This window comes from Glutamicibacter sp. GQ173, assembly GCF_059759215.1.
The window spans coordinates 373,084-391,472 of the sequence record NZ_JCAXDT010000002.1; the positions used below are offsets into that span (position 1 = coordinate 373,084).

Consider the following 18,389-nt stretch of genomic DNA (forward strand, 5'->3'; position numbering starts at 1 on the left):
TTGCCTGCACCCAGCGGATAGCTGTGCCAGCGCGTCTGATTTCCGATGATTTGGCCGCGCGCGTCGCGATTTTGCCGTCCTTGCCCAGCTAAGACCGCTAGATTGGGAACATGGCAAGTGACAAATGGAACACAGAAAATGCCCAAAACTACGGGATCGATCTTCTGATCTCGGAACAACTGCGCCTGCGCGAACTCCAGGAAGATGATCTGCCTTTCCTCACGCAATGGTGGAACAGCCCGGAATTCATGGCACTGCAGGGAAGCCTGGTGCTCCCCCATCCTGTCAACGAAGCGGCCGCCCTCTTCAAGTCCCGAAGCCTGAATCGTGGCACCACGGACGGTGTTGGCCTATCGATCACCCTGCCCGACGACACGTTGATCGGGCACACCGCGCTATATGACTACAACGCACCTGCCCGGTCCGCAGAACTCATGATCATGATTGGCGGATCAAATGTCGGACAGGGCTATGGAACCCTGGCCGCCAAGATGATCATTGACTACGGCTTCCGTGAAATGGGATTGAACCGCATTGGATTGACTGTCTGGGCCTACAACGAAAGGGCGCTGCGCACGTTCATCCGTTCCGGCTTCCGGGAGGAAGGGCGCATTCGGCAGGCCGGCTTCCATGACGGATCGTTCCACGACAAGATCATCATGGGACTGCTCGCCGAGGAATATTTCAGAAAGTAGCGCCTAGCTCACGCCGTTCGGGCGTGCTGGCCGTCCGCGATCGCGGGCGGCCATTTCTTTTTGGCACGGCTGGGGAACCTCGGCATTGGAAGCCAATATTCAGCCTTGCGCTGGATTAAATCATCCTTTCGGTGTTGCCCGCACAGCGTCCGAACTAGCTAGCCTATTCTTAGAACTAATTATTACTAGCGACAAGGAGTAACCATGGCCCTTTTCCGCAAGGGTAAATCCCAGGCGCCGAAGAAACAGCACGCACAGGAAGCCATTCCAGCTTCGGCGACGGGCTCCACGCTGGCCGGCACGGATGCAAAACCCGACTTCACGGTCAGCGGGCTGTGGACTGATCTTCTCGGCCGGCTGGGGATCCGCAGCGCCCAGCTGCTCGTTGTCGGCGCATTGGGCGCCTTCCTCGTCATCGGAATGCTGCGTTTGACGATGATCGTCATCCCCACCCTGCTTGCCGTGATCATCTCCTGCGCGCTGTGGCCACTGGTAGTGAAACTGCGCAAGGTTTTCTCGCCGATGCTCTCGGCCTGGATCGTGTTCCTCGGTTCATTGCTGATTCTCGGTGGAATCGGCACCGGATTGGTCTTCTCCGTTATTAACGAGTGGCCAAAACTCGTTGACAAAGCCGTCCAGGGTTTCAATCAGCTCAACGACATGGTCCAGGACCTGATGGGCAATTTGCCGATCGCGATTGACCAAGCGCAGATCGATAGCGTTGTTGACACGGTCACCGGCTTCTTGACCAGCTCGCAGTTCGGAACTGGCGCGCTGAATACCCTTAGCGCAGCCGGCAGCTTCCTCACAGGCCTGGTACTGCTGCTGGTCATCTTGTTCTTCTTCTTGAAGGACGGCGACAAGATTTGGGCCTTTGCCGTTTCATGGACTCCTGAGCACTACCGCCACAAGTGGATCCTCTCAGGAGACCGGGCACTGCGCACCTTTGGCGGGTACATTCGCGGCACCGCTACCGTTGCTGCCGTAGACGCCATTGGCATCACGGCGACCTTGCTGATCGTCCGCGTGCCTCTGGCGATTCCGTTGGGCATTATCGTGTTCCTCGGTTCGTTCGTGCCCATGGTTGGCGCCACGGTCGCCGGTGTTCTTGCGACCTTGATTGCCCTGGTAACCAACGGCCCCATCGTTGCCTTGATTGTCTTGGCCTCAGTGATCCTGGTGAACCAGCTTGAAGGAAACTTCCTGCAGCCGGTTGTCATGGCCAGCGCCCTGAACCTGCACGCATTGGTGGTCTTGATGGCCTTGACCGCAGGAACTGTCCTCGCCGGCATCGTGGGGGCCGTGCTTTCGGTTCCGCTGGTTGCCGCATCGTGGGCAGTGATCAAGGTCTGGACGGGTCGGGAAAGAAATGATCCGGTCCCTGACGCCAGCGCCGAGATCAAGTCGGAAGTTGAATCCGACCAAGACGAGATAGCCCTCGAAAAGCTCGAGGCCGGCAAGGACAGCGCTTCCGGGGAAGGCAAAGGCTAGCCGCGGCCCTCGATAGCTTGAAGAATATGGTGCTCCACAGATTCACAGCAGACACTCTGCTTGTTTCTGTGGAGCAAATTCTTTAAAACGCCAAATGCGATTGCTAGCATGATTTCGAAACGGGCTGATCCAGCGTGAAGTGCGGCTGATCGGCTTTCGGTTCATTCGCTGTCACAGCTCGAAATCAGCTGGATGGCGTTGTCACTGAAGTGCCCAGTGTGTTTAATGTGACTGAAGTGAGGACGGTTGACCGGCAGCACCTGATCTTCCGCCGGGACGATCACTCACCCCGGACCTATAGCCCCGCAAAATAGCGGTCGATACGCAACAAGCCTGGAAGGACTGAGAATGTTGAGTTTCAGCAACGAGAACATGGATGATGATTTGTCGCACCTGGTCGATGCAACGGCAGGGCATCATCAGGTCGTCAAGATCGGCTCGGTCGAAGACCTCGGACGAAATTCGGTTCATGATCCTCAAACTTCCTACCCGTTTGTGCACCGCGCGACCCAGGCTCCTGGGCCAGTTGCCGAAAGCCTGGATGACTGGTACTGAAACCGGCATTAACGCAAAAGAGCCCCGACAGTTTTAAACTGTCGGGGCTCTTCGGCCTCTGGCTTACTTGCCGAACCAGATCGCAATCTCGCGCTCTGCGGACTCAGCGGAGTCTGAACCATGCACCAGGTTCTGCTGCACCTTCAGGCCCCAGTCGCGGCCGAAGTCGCCACGGATGGTGCCTGGAGCTGCGGTGGTTGGGTCGGTCGTGCCAGCCAGCGAGCGGAAGCCCGGGATAACGCCCTGGCCCTCTGCGACGATGGCGACGACCGGGCCGGAGAGCATGAACTCGACCAGCGGCTCGTAGAATGGCTTGCCCTCGTGCTCGGCGTAGTGCTCGGCCAGGAGCTCACGTGTTGCTTCCAGCTGCTGCAGCTTGGCAATGGTGTAGCCCTTGGCTTCAATGCGGGCAAGAATCTGGCCGGTCAGGGCGCGCTTGACGCCATCTGGCTTGACCAGGATCAGGGTACGTTCAGTCATTTGACTACCTCTTCGTATCGTTGATGTATTTCTAGGTTTTCAGGCTTGTTCGGGATGGGCTTTATCCCAGGCTTCCTGGGCTGCGGCACGGCGCTTATTTTCCACGTCGATTTCTTCGCCCTTGTACAAGGCGTACCACCAGCACAGCGCAAAGGCGGCGGCCAGGTAGAACATGTCCACGAGAATGAATCCCGTGAGGAAGAAGACCACCTGCAGAATCCAGCCGATGATGTAGCCGATTTTCTTGCCGAGCAAGGCGCAGTTCAGGATGCACAACAGTGCAACCACAGCGCCGAGGGTGAGAACGACCACCGGCTCTCCCCCGCGCTTCAGTCCAAAGGCAGCAAGCGTGACGAATACTGCAAGGAGCGCCTCGCAGACCAGGACGGTTGACGCGAACATCATCTTGGTCGACCGCAGCTTCTTTTTCATGCCCGGACGCCACTCGCGCTGGGCACGGGTGAGTTTGGCCATTAGGAGTCGCCTTTCTTGAGCAACAGGGAAATCTCGCCCACCAGTGTAATCGAACCGGTCACCAGCACGCCGCCACCGAGGTCCTCGCCAGCTTCGGCGCGGCCCACCGACCACTCCACCGCGTCTTCCAGGTCCTCGGTCACGTGGATATCTTCTTCAGGCCATCCGGCGTTCATGGCCAGATTGGCCAATTCGCCGGCGGGGATAGCTCGTGGCGACGAGGACTGGGTAATGCACAGATCTTCGACCATATCGCCGTACTCCTCGCGCATGGTGTAGAGCATTGCTTCTGCGTCCTTCTCCGCCAAGATGCCAACCATCAGAACCAGCCGGGTAAAGCCGAAGGACTCCTTGATGGCTTCCGCGGAGACGCGAATGCCTTCCGGGTTGTGCCCGGCGTCAACCAGAATGCTCGGTGCGCTGCGCACCAGTTCCAGCCGGCCCGGGCTGGAAGCCGCAGCGAAGCCCTGGCGCACCAATTCAATGTTCAGCTCGCGCTGCCCGCCGCCCAGGAAGGCCTCCACCGCAGCCAGGGCGACGGTGGCGTTCTGCGCCTGGTGGGCACCGAAGAGCGGCAGGAAAATCTCTTCATAGCGTGCGGCCTGGCCCTGGATCGAAAGCAGCTGTCCGCCAACGCCGGACTTCCGCTCCAAGAGCTTGAAGTCCAGGGTGTCGAACGCGGCCGGCACTTCCAGCTCGCGGGCGCGGGCCAGCAAGACATCGGCTGCATCCGTGGGCTGCACCGAGGAAACCAGGTATCCGCCGGGCTTGAGGATGCCCACCTTTTCCTCGGCAATCAGCTCAGTGGTATCGCCCAGCAGGTCCGTGTGGTCCAGGGAGATCGGAGTGAACACCGAGACATCTGCATCCGCCACGTTGGTGGCATCGGTGATGCCGCCCAGGCCGACTTCCAGCACCACAACATCGACCGGGACTTCGGCGAAAATCGCGAAGGCCAAAATGGTGACGGCTTCGAAGTAGGTCAGCTTGTTTTCGCCGCGCTCCACGAGCTCGGCGTCAACAATCTCCAAGAACGGGCTGATTTCGTCCCAAACGCGCACGAACGTTTCATCGTCCACTGGCTCGCCATCGATGGCGATGCGCTCGGTGACCGAGACCAGGTGCGGCGAGGAATAGCGGCCGGTGCGCAGGTCATGGGCGATGAGCAGCGACTCGATCATCCGGGCGGTCGAGGTCTTTCCGTTGGTGCCGGTGATGTGGATGACCGGGCAGGCGTTGTTCGGCTCGCCGAGGATCTCCATCGCGCGGAACATCGGATCCATGCGCGGTTCCATCTTGTTTTCCGGCGCGCGGGCCAGCAGCTGCCCGTAGACGCGGTCCAGTTCGCTCACTAGTTGACCTCAACTTTGTCGGAATCCAGCTTGGATACGGTGATCTGCTCGTCCGCGGCGGCATCATCGGCCACCAGTTCCAGCTGAGCGGTCAGCGTTTCACCGGCCACCAGCTCGCGGTTGGCTTCCAGCGCCGCGATGGTCGCGGCGTTGGCGGTGATCACGGTGCGGATGCGATCGGAAACCTGCAGGTCGGCATCCTTGCGGGCCGACTGGATGGCGCGGATCATGTCGCGCGCGGTGCCTTCGGCGGCCAGTGCCTCGGTCACCTCGGTGTCCAGCACCAGGAAGCCGCCGTCGATGACCGCCGCGGCGATCTCGCCGGCCGCGTCCACCACGGTATCCAGGGTGTATTCGCCCTCGGCCAATTCCAGGCCGCCGGCGGTGACCACGCCATTGGCTACCGACCAGTCCCCGGACTTGGCGCCCTTGATGGCCTGCTGCACGTTCTTGCCCAATCGGGGGCCTGCAGCGCGGGCATTGACCACCAGTTGCTGGCTGATGCCGTAGCTGGCGGCGTCCACGCCTTCGGCGTCGATCAGGGTCACGGCCTTCAGGTTCAGCTCGTCCATGATGATCGAGGCGTAGGTGCCTTCCAGCCGGGCCGCATCGTTCAGGACGATCTTCAGTTCTGCCAGTGGCAGGCGCACGCGCAGGTTCTTGGCCTTGCGCAGCGAGGAGCCGACCGAGCAGATCTTGCGGGTGGTTTCCATGGTTTCCAGCAAGGAAGCATCGGCCGGGAACTCGCTGGCATCTGGCCAGTCGGTCAGGTGCACCGAGCGCTGGCCGGTGAGCCCGCGGAAGATCTCCTCGCTGGCCAGCGGCAGCAGCGAAGCGGTGACCTTCACCAGGGTTTCCAGCGCGGTGTACAGGGTGTCGAAGGCCTGGGTGTCTTCGTCGAAGAAGCGCTGGCGGGAACGGCGCACGTACCAGTTGGTCAGCGTGTCCATGTACTGGCGCACTGATTCGGTCGCGTCGGAAACCTCGTAGGAATCCAGTGCAACGGTGACCTCGCGCACCAGCTGGCCGGTGGCGGCCAGCATGTACTTATCCAGCGGATCGGTGGAGCTGGTGGAGCGCTTGGCCTCGTAGCCGGCCCCGTTGTTCGCGGAGTTGGTGTAGAGGTTGAAGAAGTGCCAGACGTTCCACAGCGGCAGCAGCACCTGGCGCACGCCGTCGCGGATGCCCTGCTCGGTGACCACCAGGTTGCCGCCGCGCAGGATCGGGCTGGCCATCAGGAACCAGCGCATGGCGTCGGAGCCGTCGCGGTCCAGGACCTCGGTGACGTCCGGGTAGTTGCGCAGCGACTTGGACATCTTCTGGCCATCCGAGCCGAGCACGATGCCGTGGGAGATCACGTTGGTGTAGGCCGGGCGGTCGAAGAGCGCGGTGGAGAGCACGTGCATGGTGTAGAACCAGCCGCGGGTCTGGCCGATGTACTCCACGATGAAGTCTGCCGGGTGGTGTCCCCCATCGAACCAGTCCTGGTTGTCGAATGGGTAGTGCACCTGGGCGTAGGGCATCGAGCCGGAGTCGAACCAGACATCGAGCACGTCTTCCACGCGCACCAGGGTGCCGCCTTCGGCGCAGCCCTCATGGGCGCGGGTCAGCTCGTCGATGAACGGGCGGTGCAGATCCGGCTGTCCCTCATGGTTGACCGGCAGGCGTCCGAAGAAGTTCTTGATCTCTTCAAGCGAGCCGAAGACTTCGCGATGGGTACACTCGGCGCCGGTGCATTCCCAGACCGGGATCGGCGAGCCCCAGTAGCGGTTGCGCGAGATGGACCAGTCGCGGGCGTTTTCCAGCCACTTGCCGAACTGGCCGTGCTTCACGTTGCCCGGGATCCAGTTGATCTGCTCGTTCAACTCGACCATGCGGTCCTTGAACTTGGAGACCTCGACGTACCACGAGGAGATCGCGCGGTAGATCAGCGGGGTGCGGCAGCGCCAGCAGTGCGGGTAGGAGTGCTCGTAGGAGGCCTGCTTGACCAGCTTGGCCTCGTCCTTGAGCACAGTGGTGATGGTCTTGTTGGCATCGAAGACCTGCACGCCGACAATCTCGGCCAGCGGGCCGGAGGCGAAGACCGGCAGGAACTTGGCGCCCTCATCCACCGAGAGGATCACCGGGATGCCGTGCTCTTCGCAGACCTTCTGGTCGTCCTCGCCGTAGGCCGGAGCCTGGTGGACGATGCCGGTGCCGTCGGCCACGGTGACGTAGTCGGCGGTGAGGATCTGCCAGGCGTTCTGCGTGCCGTACTTCTCGGTGTCAGTGTAGGTATCCCACAGCGGCTGGTAGCGCACGCCAGCCAGCTGGGCACCGGTGTAGCTGGCGGTGATCGCCGCGGCAGCTTCCTTGGCATCCTTGTAGCCCAGATCCTTGGCGTAGGAGCCGAGCAGGTCCTTGGCCAGCAGGAAGGGGCCAGCGGCTGCCGAAGCCTTCACACCAGCTTCACCGGCAGGAACCACCACGTACTCGATGGATGGGTGCACGGCCAGCGCAGCGTTGGTCGGCAGCGTCCACGGGGTGGTGGTCCAGGCCAGGGCCTGTACGCCGGCCAGGGCCTTGGAAGCCTCGGTTTCGCCGGCAAGGATGGTGAAGCCCACGGTGACGGTCTGGTCTTGGCGGTTCTTGTAGACGTCGTCGTCCATGCGCAGCTCATGGTTGGACAGCGGGGTCTCGTCCTTCCAGCAGTATGGGAGCACGCGGAAGCCCTGGTAGGTCAGGCCCTTGTCCGAGAGCTGCTTGAAGGCCCAGATGACCGATTCCATGAACTCGACATTCAGGGTCTTGTAGTCGTTTTCGAAGTCGACCCAGCGAGCCTGGCGGTTCACGTATTGCTTCCACTCGTCGGCGTACTTCATCACCGAGGTGCGGCAGGCATCATTGAACTTGTCGATGCCCATGGCTTCGATCTGCTTCTTGTCGGTCATGCCCAGCTGCTTCATGGCTTCCAGCTCGGCGGGCAGGCCGTGGGTGTCCCAGCCGAAGCGGCGCTCGACGCGCTTGCCGCGCTGGGTCTGGTAGCGGGCGACCAGGTCCTTGACGTAGCCGGTGAGCAGGTGGCCGTAGTGCGGCAGCCCGTTGGCAAATGGAGGGCCATCGTAGAAGACGAATTCTTCGCCCTCGCGCTGGTCGATGGAGGCCTGGAAAGTGTCGTCGTTCTTCCAGTATTCGAGGACGCGCTTCTCTAGTTCAGGGAAGCGCGGTGAAGCCGGGGTCGAACCGGTTGGGTCAGTAGTGACCTTCGGGTAGAAGCTCATCGAATGGGCCGTCCTTCAAGCGTAGGGTCGATAATTCCTTGCCTACGAGGACGGCACGAATGCCGCGGTACCACCCCGCTTATCCCCCACTAGATGGTGGAGAACCACTTATCATCAGCTGTGACGGGCTGGTCCCGTTCGGTTCTACTAGGTGGTTCCAATCAATGCGGAACACTGTTCTTCCGAAGACTCGCCGGTGATAGCCGGGTCAAAGTCGCAGTCCTTATATCGTACCGCGTGATGCCCGTGGTGGACATTCACCAGAATCCCAGGGATCGCAAGTGAGTTCAGGCTCACAGCACCCAGCCTGAAAAACCCAAAACAACAATCCCTGCATTTTCAGAATAGCGCGTCGAGGGGGCCTTGCCGCAAGGCCCCGCAGATGGTCCATAATCGATATCTTCGCCACGAAAGCCAGCCACTTCAGGGAGCCCGCGTGCCTGCCAAAACCTCAAATACCAGCTACTTCGATGCCGCCCAGCCAAGTCCATCATCAGAAGGCCCTGCTAATACCGAACAAGACCAGCAACGGCTCTCCGAAATCGCCGCTCGGATTGAGCAGCTCCGTTCCGAATTGATCGAGCGCATCGCCGCACGAGGAAAAGACCAGGCCGGCATTCTGCAGCAATCCCTTGAACGCGATGTCGAACTCGGTGAATTGGCTCAGCGGCTGCGCCAGCTAGACCGCATGGGCCCCTACGCCTGCTTGGGATTCATGGAACTGGCTGAGACCGGCGAGCGCCTCTACGTGGGCCGCCTGGGGTTGAGCGATGAACACGGCAAGCAGCTGATGATTGATTGGCGCGCCCCGGCAGCAGAACCGTTTTTTGCTGCGACGCACGAAAGGAATTACGGCCTGGCGATACGCCGTCGCTACCGTTGGCGCCGGCAACGCATTTCCGATTATTGGGATGAAGTGTTCGATTCTTCCCAGCTGGCTTCCCATGCCCGCTTGGATGACCACTCATCATTTCTTGCGTCCCTTGGCAGCAAGCGTTCACCAAAAATGCAGGACGTGCTTTCCACCATCCAGTCGGATCAAGATGCAATCATCCGAAGCGGCTCGCAGGGCGCCTTGGTCGTGGATGGAGGCCCTGGTACCGGCAAGACGGTGGTTGCCCTGCATCGCGCAGCTTATTTGCTGTACGCGGATCCGCGGCTTCGCAGCCAAGGTGGCAGAATTTTGGTGGTAAGCCCGCACGAAGCCTATTCCGCCTATGTCTCTGACATTCTTCCGAATCTCGGTGAGGACGAAGTTCTCATTTCAACGCTTTCGAATATAGTTTCGAATGGCGACGGCGTGCTTGTGGAACCGGATCAAGAAGTCCATCGCATAAAATCCAGCTTGGCAATGCTGGACACAATCAAGCGGGCAGTGCTGGTCTTTGAAGAACCGCCTTCCGCCGACGTGCTCATCGACCTTGCAGAAGCTCAAGCCACCGTGACATCACAGCTGTGGCGCAATGCCTCTGCCATGATTGATCACGATACCCCGCACAATGAAGCACGCATCCAATTACGCGAAGCCCTCATAGACCAGCTGCTTCCCCAAGTTGCCAGTGCCGATGACGATGAGCCGCTGCTGCGCGCAGAGTTGGCGCGAAGTACAGCGCTGAACGGGTTGCTAGATGAGCACTGGCCCGTGTTGGATCCGCTAAATCTGCTCAAGGCCCTGTATTCGACGCCAGCGCTGCTCCGCTATAGCGGCCGAGAACTTGGCAGTGAAGAAATTGCAAAGCTGCTGGCAAATTCTGTAGCCGGGTCATGGACCGCATCAGATATCCCCCTGATTGATTTGGCCCGCTTCCTCATTGGCGACCCGCACAGCGAATCGAAACATCTCGATGAGCAGTCGCGCATAGCTGCCGAGCGCAAGCGGTGGAAAAACGTGATTGATGACCTGATGGCTTCGGCTGACGACAAGGAAGACCTGTCGTCCCAGCTCATGCACCAAGACCTTCAGGAGCAACTGCTTGCCCAAGGCCTGAAGAGTCATGTGGCCTCAGGCGGCTACAGTGGACCTTTTTCACATGTGATCATCGATGAAGCGCAAGATTTGACCGATGCCCAGTGGGCGATGGTCCAAAGGCGCTGCCCCTCAGGAAGCCTGACCATTGTGGGCGACAGGGCCCAGGCCGTCGACGGCTTCAGGATGACATGGGAACAGCGGCTGGCCCAGGTCGGCATTCGCGACATCACCGTATCCCCGCTACACGTCAACTACCGTGGCACCGCGCAGATCATGGAGGCTGCCGCAGAGCAGATCCTGGCCCACATGCCAGAAGCGAACGTGCCGCAATCATTGCGCCTAGACGGTGCGCCAGTAAAGTACGCCCGGCCCACAGAACTCGGAACAATTCTGGATCATTGGCTGGCCGAGAATACCCAGGGCACGGCAGCCGTCATCGGCGCCCCTAACTTCCGTGCTCCCAGCAGGGTCAGCGTACTATCGCCGGAGAACGCCAAGGGGCTGGAATTCGACCTGGTACTCGTCTGCCAGCCACAGTCCTTCGGAACAGGCTTGGGCGGCGCTGTCCGCAGGTACGTGGCCATGACCCGGGCAACAGCTCAACTGGTGGTGCTCACCGAGCAGTAGGCCACGCACCCTTTAGGTAGGCTGGCATCCATGAGTACTACGGAGCCACGATGGGTTCAGATCCAGAATCAGCAGCACTCCTTGGCCTCGCCAAGGGTGCTGCGCTGGGGACAGCATCTGGTGACAGCCATCTTGCTTGTCATCGCGCTGCTGCGACAAGTTTCGGCGCAAGACAATGCGCTGCCGGCAATTCTCATCTCGCTGCTCTTCGCCGCCTGGTACAGCGCAGGATTCATCCCGCATGCCAAGAACAGGATCTTCCCCAAACCCACGTGGTGGTTGGCGCTCCTGCTGGGAATCTGGATAGCAAGCCTCTTGATTTCGGCTGAATTCATGTGGCTAGCCTTCAGCCTTTGGCTGCTAATTGGGCACCAGCTGCCATTCCTGCCTTCAGTGCTGTGGTCCGTCGTGGTTTATGCCTTTACCTTGCTCGCACCCTACCTGCACCACGCACAACTCAGCCTTGCGTCCGCAGCAGGTCCATTAGTCGGCGGCCTTTTTGCCTGGGGCATTTCGCGAGGCTACCTGCAGATGGAACGGGACGCCCAAGACCGCACCTCTTTGGTCAATTCTTTAATGAGAGCCCAACAGGAAATGACCGCGCTCCAAGAGGATTTGGCCCGTTCCCAGCGTGAAGCAGGAATCGCGGCCGAGCGCACACGCTTAGCCCGGGAAATCCACGACACTATCGCCCAGCAGCTATCGTCCATCGGCTTGCATGCCAAGGCCGCCACGGGCGCCAGCAACGCCGGTGCGGCGCAAGAGGCGCTGCAACGAATCGACCAGCTCTCCGCGCAGGCACTCAACGACCTGCGCAGAATCATTGCCGCCCTGGCACCTGCTGAACTTGATTCGCAGGCGCTCGCCGGAGCCCTCTCTCGCGTCCTTGAGACCTTCAGCAGCGACTCCGGTGTTGAATCCGCTCTGGATATTGAGCCTGGATTGCCGCTATTGGACCCCAGTGTTCAAATTGCCCTGTTGAGGACGGCCCAGTCGGCGCTGTCCAACGTTCGCCGGCATGCGCAAGCCACAAAGGTCGTCGTGAGCTTGAGTTTCAGCGATGACGAGATACGACTGGATATCGTGGATGACGGTATTGGCTTCACTCCCCCGGCCGGTCGGCTATTGCCAAACACACAGGTGGGAGGCTTTGGCCTCACGGCCATGAACCGACGCCTCATTGAACTTGGCGGCGGACTTGAAGTGGAAAGCGCTGCTGGAGACGGCACCGCCTTGTGCGCCCATCTGCCTCTACGGGCACGAAAGGACAACCCATGATCCGCATCCTGTTGGTGGACGATCACCCGATAGTTCGAACCGGGTTGAGAGCGCTTTTCGAAAATTACGGCGATATCGAGGTCGTGGGCGAAGTTTCCACCGGCGAAGAAGCCATTGAATTCGCCAAAGAACAGCAAATTGACGTTGTGCTCTGCGACCTGAGACTGGGTTCAGGGATGAATGGAGCCCAGACAACGGCAAGTATCAGACGGCTGCCCCGCGCGCCACAGGTACTGATCTTGACTACTTTTGACAAGGATGCGGAGATTCTGGCGTGCATTGAGGCCGGCGCCTGCGGTTACCTGCTCAAGGACGTCAGCGCCCAAACCATCGTCGAGTCCTTGCGCCAAGCTGCCGCGGGTCTCATGGTTCTGGCCCCGGAAATGACCCGCCGTGTGGTTGAAGGCATGCGTCGGCCCAAAGCGGAGCTGACCGCACGAGAACGCGATGTTCTTGTGCAGCTGGCAACCGGGGCCGGCAACAAGCAAATCGCCAAGTCCTTGTTTGTCTCTGAAGCGACGGTCAAAACGCACTTGGTGCACATTTTCGACAAGCTTCAGGCGAGGACGCGAACCGACGCAATTAATAAAGCCCGCGAGGCCGGTTTGCTGTAGCGTCGATTATCGTGTGGCCGACACGCCAGAGGTGCTCTCAACCTTTCGGTTGATCTTTTATTCACCTCATTCCACGATGGCTGAACCCGCAAAATCTCGTTGACTGGAACTATGAAAGTTCCAGTTATCTCCCGGGTCGGCGATTCGCTGACCAGCCGCCGCGGTGCCCGCATCTGGGCCACCGCAGTTTTTGCAGTGGTCCTTGTGCTCTTCGGAGCCCTGAGCAGCATCCAGGCCCCCGCCCGTTCGGCCAGTTCCCTGGTCGACGGCTCGGATTCGGCGCAGGTCGCCGAAATCCTGGAGGCCAACACCACCGATTCCCAGAGCTCGGCCCTGCTGGTGGCCAACCGCCCCGATGGCCAGGTCTTGGGCGACGCTGACATGGCGTCCCTGGATCAGCGCAGCACGACACTGAGCCACGACGTCGGGGTCACCGCAGGGCGCACCTTGGCCAGCGAGGACCAGCGGGCAGCGATGGTTCCGCTGATCTGGGGCACGGTCTCAGATCAGGCCGATCGTGAGAAGCTCAACGAGATCCGCGACTGGGTCCAAGACCATAGCGCCGATGGGATGGCGCTGCAGGTCACAGGTTCCACCGCATTCGCGGTGGACATCACCAACGCCTTCGCGGGGGCTGATTTCACCCTGCTGGCCGTGACCGTCGGCATCGTGGCAGTCCTGCTGATCCTCACCTACCGTTCACCGGTGCTCTGGCTGATCCCGCTGGTCGTGATTGCCATCGCCGATCGCAGCGCCTCGCTGGTGGCCAATTTGCTGGGCAACGCCTTCGATCTGCACTTCGACTCCGGGGTGCTCAGCGTATTGGTCTTCGGCGCGGGCACCAATTACGCCTTGCTCCTGATCTCCCGCTATCGCGATGAGCTGCACAAAATCGCCGATCATCGCCAAGCGCTATCCAGGGCGTGGGCATCCAGCTTTGAAGCCATCCTGACTTCAAACCTGACCGTGGTTTTGGCACTGCTCACTCTGGGGCTGGCCGCCATGGAAGATACCCGCGGATTGGGCATCGTTTGCGCCGCAGGATTGTTGATCGCCGTGGTCTTCGCGCTATTCCTCCTGCCTCCGGTCTTGGCCATATGCGGCCGCAATGCCTTCTGGCCTTTGATTCCTCGTCCAGGTCAGGAGGCCACGAAGGAAAACTTCTTCAGTCGTGCCGCTCGTTCTGTGATGAACCGCCCGGGGCTGAACCTCGCGGCGCTGGCGGTTTTGCTCCTGGTTCTTGCAGGTGCGCTGTCCGGGACGCGCATTGGCTTGGACCAGGCCCAGCAGTTCCGCACGGCCACCGAATCAACCAACGCCATGCAGACTATCGCTGAACACTTCTCCGCCGGTGAAACACAGCCGATCACGGTACTGGCGCAAGACATCGATACCGAGGTACTGCGCCATGATCTCTCAAGCGTCGCTAACGTCAAGCGTGTGGGCGAGGTCCATCAGCTCGGGAAGACCTCGTGGCAGCAGTTCTCCGTCATTCCGGCTGTTGATCCCAGCTCCGCCCAAGCCCAGGGTCTGGTGGATGATCTGCGCGATACCGCGGCAGCAATCGGCAGAGGGCAGGTGCTGATGGGCGGGCAGAGCGCCGAACAGCTGGATTCCCACCAGATGCACTTGCGCGACTTGTACCTAGTTGCCCCGCTGATCATGGCCATCTGCTTCGTGATGCTCGGCTGGCTCACCCGCTCGTGGCGCACCGCCTTGGCCTTGGGGTCGGCAAATCTGCTCAGCGCTGCCGCTGCTGTTGGCCTCGGCTCCCTGGTTTCCTCGGTAGTCTTCGAAGCTGAAGCACTGGATGTCCAAGTGCCGCTCTTGGCCTTCGTCTTCCTGGTAGCCCTTGGCGTGGACTACACGATATTCCTGACGCAGCGTGTGCGACAAGACGCGCAGGCACTGGATCTGCGTGAAGCAGTCGTCATGGCAGCTAGCCGCACGGGATCAGTCATTACCAGTGCCGGACTCGTGTTGGCTGGCGTGTTCGCGGCCCTGGCAACCTTGCCGCTGACGGTTCTGGGCCAGCTGGGCTTGATAGTCGGGCTCGGCGTCCTGCTCGATACTTTCGTGGTTCGAACACTGATGCTGCCCTCGCTCTTCGCTGTCCTGGGCTCAGGAAAGCGTCCAATCTTTGGCAAAGCTTCCCCACCCGCCAAGTCTTTTGCACAACCAGCCATTCAGAAAGAAAGCAAAATCGATGCGTAATCTCGTTAATTTCTCCTTCGCCTATATGCTCCTTGGTGTTGCTTCAGGTCTTTTCTACCGCGAATTCACCAAGATCAATGGCTTCCCCGAGGGACAGTGGACCCAGCTTTCGGTGGTGCACACCCACCTACTGGTTCTGGGCTTTATCATGCTGCTGCTGGTATTGCTGCTGGAGAAGTCTTTCAGGCTAAGCAAGTACCGCAAGCTTTTTGCCTGGTTCATGGGAACCTACAACGCAGGCGTAATCCTGACCGCGGGAATGCAGCTCACCCACGGCTCTATGACCGTACTAGGCATGGAGTCTTCCAAGATGATTTCGGGTGTCGCCGGTCTTGGCCACATGTCGATCGCTGCAGGCATGATCTTGCTGTTCATAATGCTTCGCCGCAGCGTTAGAACACAAAGCCTCGACGACAAGGTGCCATTCGCAGGCCGATAGCCCTTGCTGCTCTACGCACGGCATCCGTGCTGCCCAGGCCGACAGGGTCTGGGCAGCACTGCCTGTCGAATGCGCACGTTGAAGAAAAGTAGTGCATCTTCACGATCAGGCTGTTATAGATTGACGCAACCACGTTTTCGTCAGGAGCAGGTAAATGAGCCACGAGCTATTCTCCATCGTCGATACCGAAACCACTGGGTTGTTCCCCGGCGGCAATGACCGGATCGCAGAAATCGCTATTGTGACGATGAACCGCGCAAGAGAAGTCGTAGGCTCCTGGGAAACCTTGGTCAATCCACAGCGAGATCTTGGGGAGCAGGCGATTCATGGAATCCAGAGCCGCGATCTTCTCGACGCGCCGACCTTTGGCCAGCTGGCCGAAGAACTTCATTGGCGTTTGTCCGGCACTGTACTCGTAGGACACAACCTATCCTTTGACGCGCGTTTCTTGGATGCCGAATTCCGCAAGGCAGGCGCTCCTGTTCCCGAGGACTTCCTATCCCAGGGCTTATGCACTATGCGCTTGTCTCATCGATATCGGCAAGGAGCCGGGCGTTCGCTCCAGGATTGCTGCGATTCATTTGGTATTGATTTGCAGCAAGCGCACAGTGCCGTGGGCGACGCATCGGCAACCGCAGTTTTGCTTTCCCGATACATGGAATTGGATCCAGACGAACCAGATTGGGATCACCGGCTGCATGCTGCCACGGCCAACCGCTGGTTCAATTCCGTGCCGGCACTCCGTGTCCCGGCGGTTGTTCGATCACGCTCAACGGACAAGCCTGCGGGCCATTTCCTGGAAAAGCTTGCGGCAAGGCTTCCTGAATTCTCCGGTACCGAGACAGAAGAGAATTATCTAGCCATACTGGATCTTGCACTCATGGATCGCTATCTCTCTGCGCACGAGGAAGCCCAGCTGCTGCAGACAGCTTCGGATATCGGCCTGGACAAGAAGGCCGCTTTGGCCCTTCACGAGCACTACTTCCAGCAGCTGGTTGCTGCTGCCTGGGCAGACGGTGTTCTGGCAGACGACGAAATTGCTGATCTTTCCAAGGTCCTCGCCCTGTTGGGCTTGCCCGCACAAAAAATCAACGAAGCGAAAATTGCCCCAGCAGTTGCACAGTATCTGCCGAAAAGCGCTGCTCCTGCAAGCAGCCACGAGGTTCCGCACGGCTCCCTGGTCGTGCTCACGGGCGACATGTCACGCGCTCGGAGCGATATCGAGGAGCAGCTCGCCCGGGCGGGGTTCACTCCGCATCGCGCTGTCACCAAGAAGGTGGCGCTGCTGGTGGCGGCCGATCCCGATTCTCTGTCTGGAAAAGCCAAGAAGGCACGAGACTACGGCATACCGATCGTAGGCGAAGACTACCTGTGGAACGTACTGCTCTGAGTACAGCCGAATACACCAATGGCGGTGGCTGCCAGCAAATTATTGCCAGCAGCCACCGCCATTAGGATTCAGAGCCTGGGGTGAGACTTACAGGCTCTCAGCTAATTTTTTTGCGCGGGAGAATTCCATCATGGCCTCGCGCTCGACAACCTTGATTCGGTCACGGGTGATGTCACCGAAGCGAGTGGAGACGGTGCCTTCGGCTGCGCCGAGTTCCTTCTCGCGTTCGTCCAATGTCTTCCAGCCGTCCCAGTCCGAGAAGGCCACACCGCGGCTTTCAAGCAGTTCTGCGATCTGCTGCGAGGATTCAGGCTCAGCCAGCTGGGTCAGGTCCTCAAGCAGGTGGGTGATGGTCTCCAGGGCGTCGCCCTTGGTGTGGCCGATCAGGCCGATTGGGCCACGTTTGATCCAGCCAGTTGCGTAGAGGCCCGGAACGTGGGTTCCGGCAGCGTCAAGAACACGGCCTTCGATGTTTGGCAGTACACCCTTGGCACCGTCGTACTCAATGTCGTCAACGGCCGAGCCGAAGTAGCCTACGGCGCGGTAGATGGCCTGCAGCGGGTATTCGACGAACTCGCCGGTGCCGCGGGCACCGCCGTTTCCGTCCAATTCGTTGCGTTCCACCTTCAGGCCGGTGACCTTGCCGTCTTCACCGAGAACCTCGACTGGCGACTGCAGGAAGTGCAAGTGCAGGCGGCGTGAAGCACTTGGTGCCTCTTCGCGTTCTTCCTGCTCAATGAGCCAGTTGGTCAAGGTCGAGACCATGGTCTTGGTCTGGTTATTGGTCTTCATGGCTTCGTCCGAAGCCTTGTCGAATTCGAAGTCCTCCGGGTACAGCACGATGTCTACATCCTTGGAGTGCGACAGTTCGCGCAGTTCCAGAGGAGTGAACTTCACCTGGGCTGGTCCGCGGCGGCCGAAGACGTGGACGTCGGTGACGGCCGAGTCGTTCAGCTGCTGGTAGATGTGCTCTGGGATTTCGGTCTCCAGCAGCTGGTCAGCGTGCTTGGAGAGAATGCGAGCGACGTCGAGGGCCACGTTGCCGTTGCCGATAACAGCAACTTCCTTGGCCGACAGGTCCCAGTTCTTGTCTGCATCCGGGTGCGCGTCATACCAGGAAACGAAGTCAGCGCCGCCGAAGGAGCCTTCGTAGTCGATGCCCGGGATGTTCAGGTCGGCGTCCTTCTGGGCGCCGGTGGAGATGATCACTGCATCGTAGCGTGCCTGCAGGTCGTCGAGGCTGATGTCTCGGCCCAGACCGACATTGCCGTAGAAATTGATCCAGTCATTGTCGAGCACCTTGTGCAGTGCGTTGATAATGCCCTTGATGCGCGGGTGATCCGGGGATACGCCGTAGCGGATCAGGCCGAAAGGGGTGGGCAGCTCATCGAAGAGGTCGACGTGCAGTTTCAGTTGACCGCTGGACACTGGCTGGCTCTTGTTCAGCAGGTCTGCTGCGTAGATGCCTGCAGGACCGGCGCCAACGATGGCCACGCGCAGTGCCCGGGAGGCCAGGTGATCAGGGACGATAATTTCACTCATCAAACAACT

At 60.0% G+C, this 18,389-nt stretch carries 14 protein-coding genes; 9 read left to right on the forward strand and 5 right to left on the reverse strand.

Translation table 11 applies throughout. The features are described 5' to 3' along the window. Nucleotides 1–110 precede the first annotated feature (110 nt). The 3 genes from AC6CHO_RS05680 (at nucleotide 111) to AC6CHO_RS05690 (ending at nucleotide 2,741) form a co-directional block, all read left to right on the forward strand. The gene (locus tag AC6CHO_RS05680; protein WP_060701773.1) at nucleotides 111–695 is read left to right on the forward strand and encodes a GNAT family N-acetyltransferase; all 585 of its coding nucleotides are present in this window, start codon (nucleotides 111–113) and stop codon (nucleotides 693–695) included. Between the two features lie 204 nt (nucleotides 696–899). Beyond that, nucleotides 900–2,186: an AI-2E family transporter gene (locus AC6CHO_RS05685; protein WP_498214085.1), complete on the forward strand. Its 1,287-nt coding sequence runs from the start codon at nucleotides 900–902 to the stop codon at nucleotides 2,184–2,186. 348 nt (nucleotides 2,187–2,534) lie between these two features. After that, the gene (locus AC6CHO_RS05690; RefSeq protein WP_444663616.1) at nucleotides 2,535–2,741 is read left to right on the forward strand and encodes a hypothetical protein; all 207 of its coding nucleotides are present in this window, start codon (nucleotides 2,535–2,537) and stop codon (nucleotides 2,739–2,741) included. 63 nt (nucleotides 2,742–2,804) lie between these two features. On the opposite strand, the gene ndk is transcribed toward AC6CHO_RS05690, so the two are convergent. The 4 genes from ndk to ileS are packed head-to-tail and all read right to left on the reverse strand — an operon-like array spanning nucleotide 2,805 to nucleotide 8,307. Continuing rightward, on the reverse strand, nucleotides 2,805–3,221 hold the full coding sequence (gene ndk, locus AC6CHO_RS05695) for a nucleoside-diphosphate kinase (RefSeq protein WP_060701776.1): 417 nt from the start codon (nucleotides 3,219–3,221) through the stop codon (nucleotides 2,805–2,807). A gap of 39 nt (nucleotides 3,222–3,260) precedes the next feature. Further along, on the reverse strand, nucleotides 3,261–3,695 hold the full coding sequence (locus AC6CHO_RS05700; RefSeq protein WP_444663614.1) for a DUF4233 domain-containing protein: 435 nt from the start codon (nucleotides 3,693–3,695) through the stop codon (nucleotides 3,261–3,263). Beyond that, nucleotides 3,695–4,990 (reverse strand): bifunctional folylpolyglutamate synthase/dihydrofolate synthase, encoded by a 1,296-nt coding sequence (locus AC6CHO_RS05705; RefSeq protein WP_444664862.1) that lies wholly within the window; start codon nucleotides 4,988–4,990, stop codon nucleotides 3,695–3,697. Before AC6CHO_RS05705 ends, AC6CHO_RS05700 begins: the two co-directional genes overlap by 1 nt. Nucleotides 4,991–5,046: 56 nt before the next feature. After that, nucleotides 5,047–8,307, reverse strand: a complete 3,261-nt coding sequence (gene ileS, locus AC6CHO_RS05710) for an isoleucine--tRNA ligase (RefSeq protein ID WP_498214086.1) — start codon at nucleotides 8,305–8,307, stop codon at nucleotides 5,047–5,049. Between the two features lie 436 nt (nucleotides 8,308–8,743). Between ileS and helR the strand changes: the two genes are divergently transcribed. From helR to AC6CHO_RS05740, 6 genes are all read left to right on the forward strand, one after another. Next, nucleotides 8,744–10,903, forward strand: coding sequence for an RNA polymerase recycling motor ATPase HelR (helR, locus tag AC6CHO_RS05715; protein ID WP_498214087.1), 2,160 nt, complete (start codon nucleotides 8,744–8,746; stop codon nucleotides 10,901–10,903). A gap of 30 nt (nucleotides 10,904–10,933) precedes the next feature. Further along, entirely contained in the window at nucleotides 10,934–12,181 is a 1,248-nt protein-coding gene (locus tag AC6CHO_RS05720) for a sensor histidine kinase (RefSeq protein ID WP_498214088.1), read from the forward strand. Then, entirely contained in the window at nucleotides 12,178–12,795 is a 618-nt protein-coding gene (locus AC6CHO_RS05725; protein WP_498214089.1) for a response regulator, read from the forward strand. The genes AC6CHO_RS05720 and AC6CHO_RS05725 overlap by 4 nt, the downstream gene beginning before the upstream one ends. Nucleotides 12,796–12,906: 111 nt before the next feature. After that, a complete protein-coding gene (locus AC6CHO_RS05730; protein ID WP_498214090.1) occupies nucleotides 12,907–15,009 on the forward strand; it encodes an MMPL family transporter in 2,103 nt (700 codons plus the stop codon). Next, nucleotides 15,002–15,448: a DUF2871 domain-containing protein gene (locus AC6CHO_RS05735; protein WP_498214091.1), complete on the forward strand. Its 447-nt coding sequence runs from the start codon at nucleotides 15,002–15,004 to the stop codon at nucleotides 15,446–15,448. The genes AC6CHO_RS05730 and AC6CHO_RS05735 overlap by 8 nt, the downstream gene beginning before the upstream one ends. Nucleotides 15,449–15,602: 154 nt before the next feature. Then, nucleotides 15,603–16,838 (forward strand): exonuclease domain-containing protein, encoded by a 1,236-nt coding sequence (locus AC6CHO_RS05740; protein WP_498214092.1) that lies wholly within the window; start codon nucleotides 15,603–15,605, stop codon nucleotides 16,836–16,838. 87 nt (nucleotides 16,839–16,925) lie between these two features. On the opposite strand, the gene AC6CHO_RS05745 is transcribed toward AC6CHO_RS05740, so the two are convergent. Next, a complete protein-coding gene (locus AC6CHO_RS05745) occupies nucleotides 16,926–18,380 on the reverse strand; it encodes an FAD-dependent oxidoreductase (RefSeq protein ID WP_498214093.1) in 1,455 nt (484 codons plus the stop codon). Between the last annotated feature and the right edge of the window lie 9 nt (nucleotides 18,381–18,389).

Excerpts from the sequence above, each read along its gene's own strand:
- AC6CHO_RS05745 (WP_498214093.1), bottom strand. The coding sequence starts at position 18,380 with ATGAGTGAAATTATCGTCCCTGATCACCTGGCCTCCCGGGCACTGCGC.
- AC6CHO_RS05730 (WP_498214090.1), top strand. The coding sequence starts at position 12,907 with ATGAAAGTTCCAGTTATCTCCCGGGTCGGCGATTCGCTGACCAGCCGC.
- ndk (WP_060701776.1), bottom strand. The coding sequence starts at position 3,221 with ATGACTGAACGTACCCTGATCCTGGTCAAGCCAGATGGCGTCAAGCGC.
- AC6CHO_RS05685 (WP_498214085.1), top strand. The coding sequence starts at position 900 with ATGGCCCTTTTCCGCAAGGGTAAATCCCAGGCGCCGAAGAAACAGCAC.
- AC6CHO_RS05680 (WP_060701773.1), top strand. The coding sequence starts at position 111 with ATGGCAAGTGACAAATGGAACACAGAAAATGCCCAAAACTACGGGATC.
- AC6CHO_RS05740 (WP_498214092.1), top strand. The coding sequence starts at position 15,603 with ATGAGCCACGAGCTATTCTCCATCGTCGATACCGAAACCACTGGGTTG.
- AC6CHO_RS05735 (WP_498214091.1), top strand. The coding sequence starts at position 15,002 with ATGCGTAATCTCGTTAATTTCTCCTTCGCCTATATGCTCCTTGGTGTT.
- AC6CHO_RS05690 (WP_444663616.1), top strand. The coding sequence starts at position 2,535 with ATGTTGAGTTTCAGCAACGAGAACATGGATGATGATTTGTCGCACCTG.
- AC6CHO_RS05725 (WP_498214089.1), top strand. The coding sequence starts at position 12,178 with ATGATCCGCATCCTGTTGGTGGACGATCACCCGATAGTTCGAACCGGG.
- AC6CHO_RS05700 (WP_444663614.1), bottom strand. The coding sequence starts at position 3,695 with ATGGCCAAACTCACCCGTGCCCAGCGCGAGTGGCGTCCGGGCATGAAA.
- ileS (WP_498214086.1), bottom strand. The coding sequence starts at position 8,307 with ATGAGCTTCTACCCGAAGGTCACTACTGACCCAACCGGTTCGACCCCG.
- AC6CHO_RS05705 (WP_444664862.1), bottom strand. The coding sequence starts at position 4,990 with ATGGAACCGCGCATGGATCCGATGTTCCGCGCGATGGAGATCCTCGGC.
- AC6CHO_RS05720 (WP_498214088.1), top strand. The coding sequence starts at position 10,934 with ATGAGTACTACGGAGCCACGATGGGTTCAGATCCAGAATCAGCAGCAC.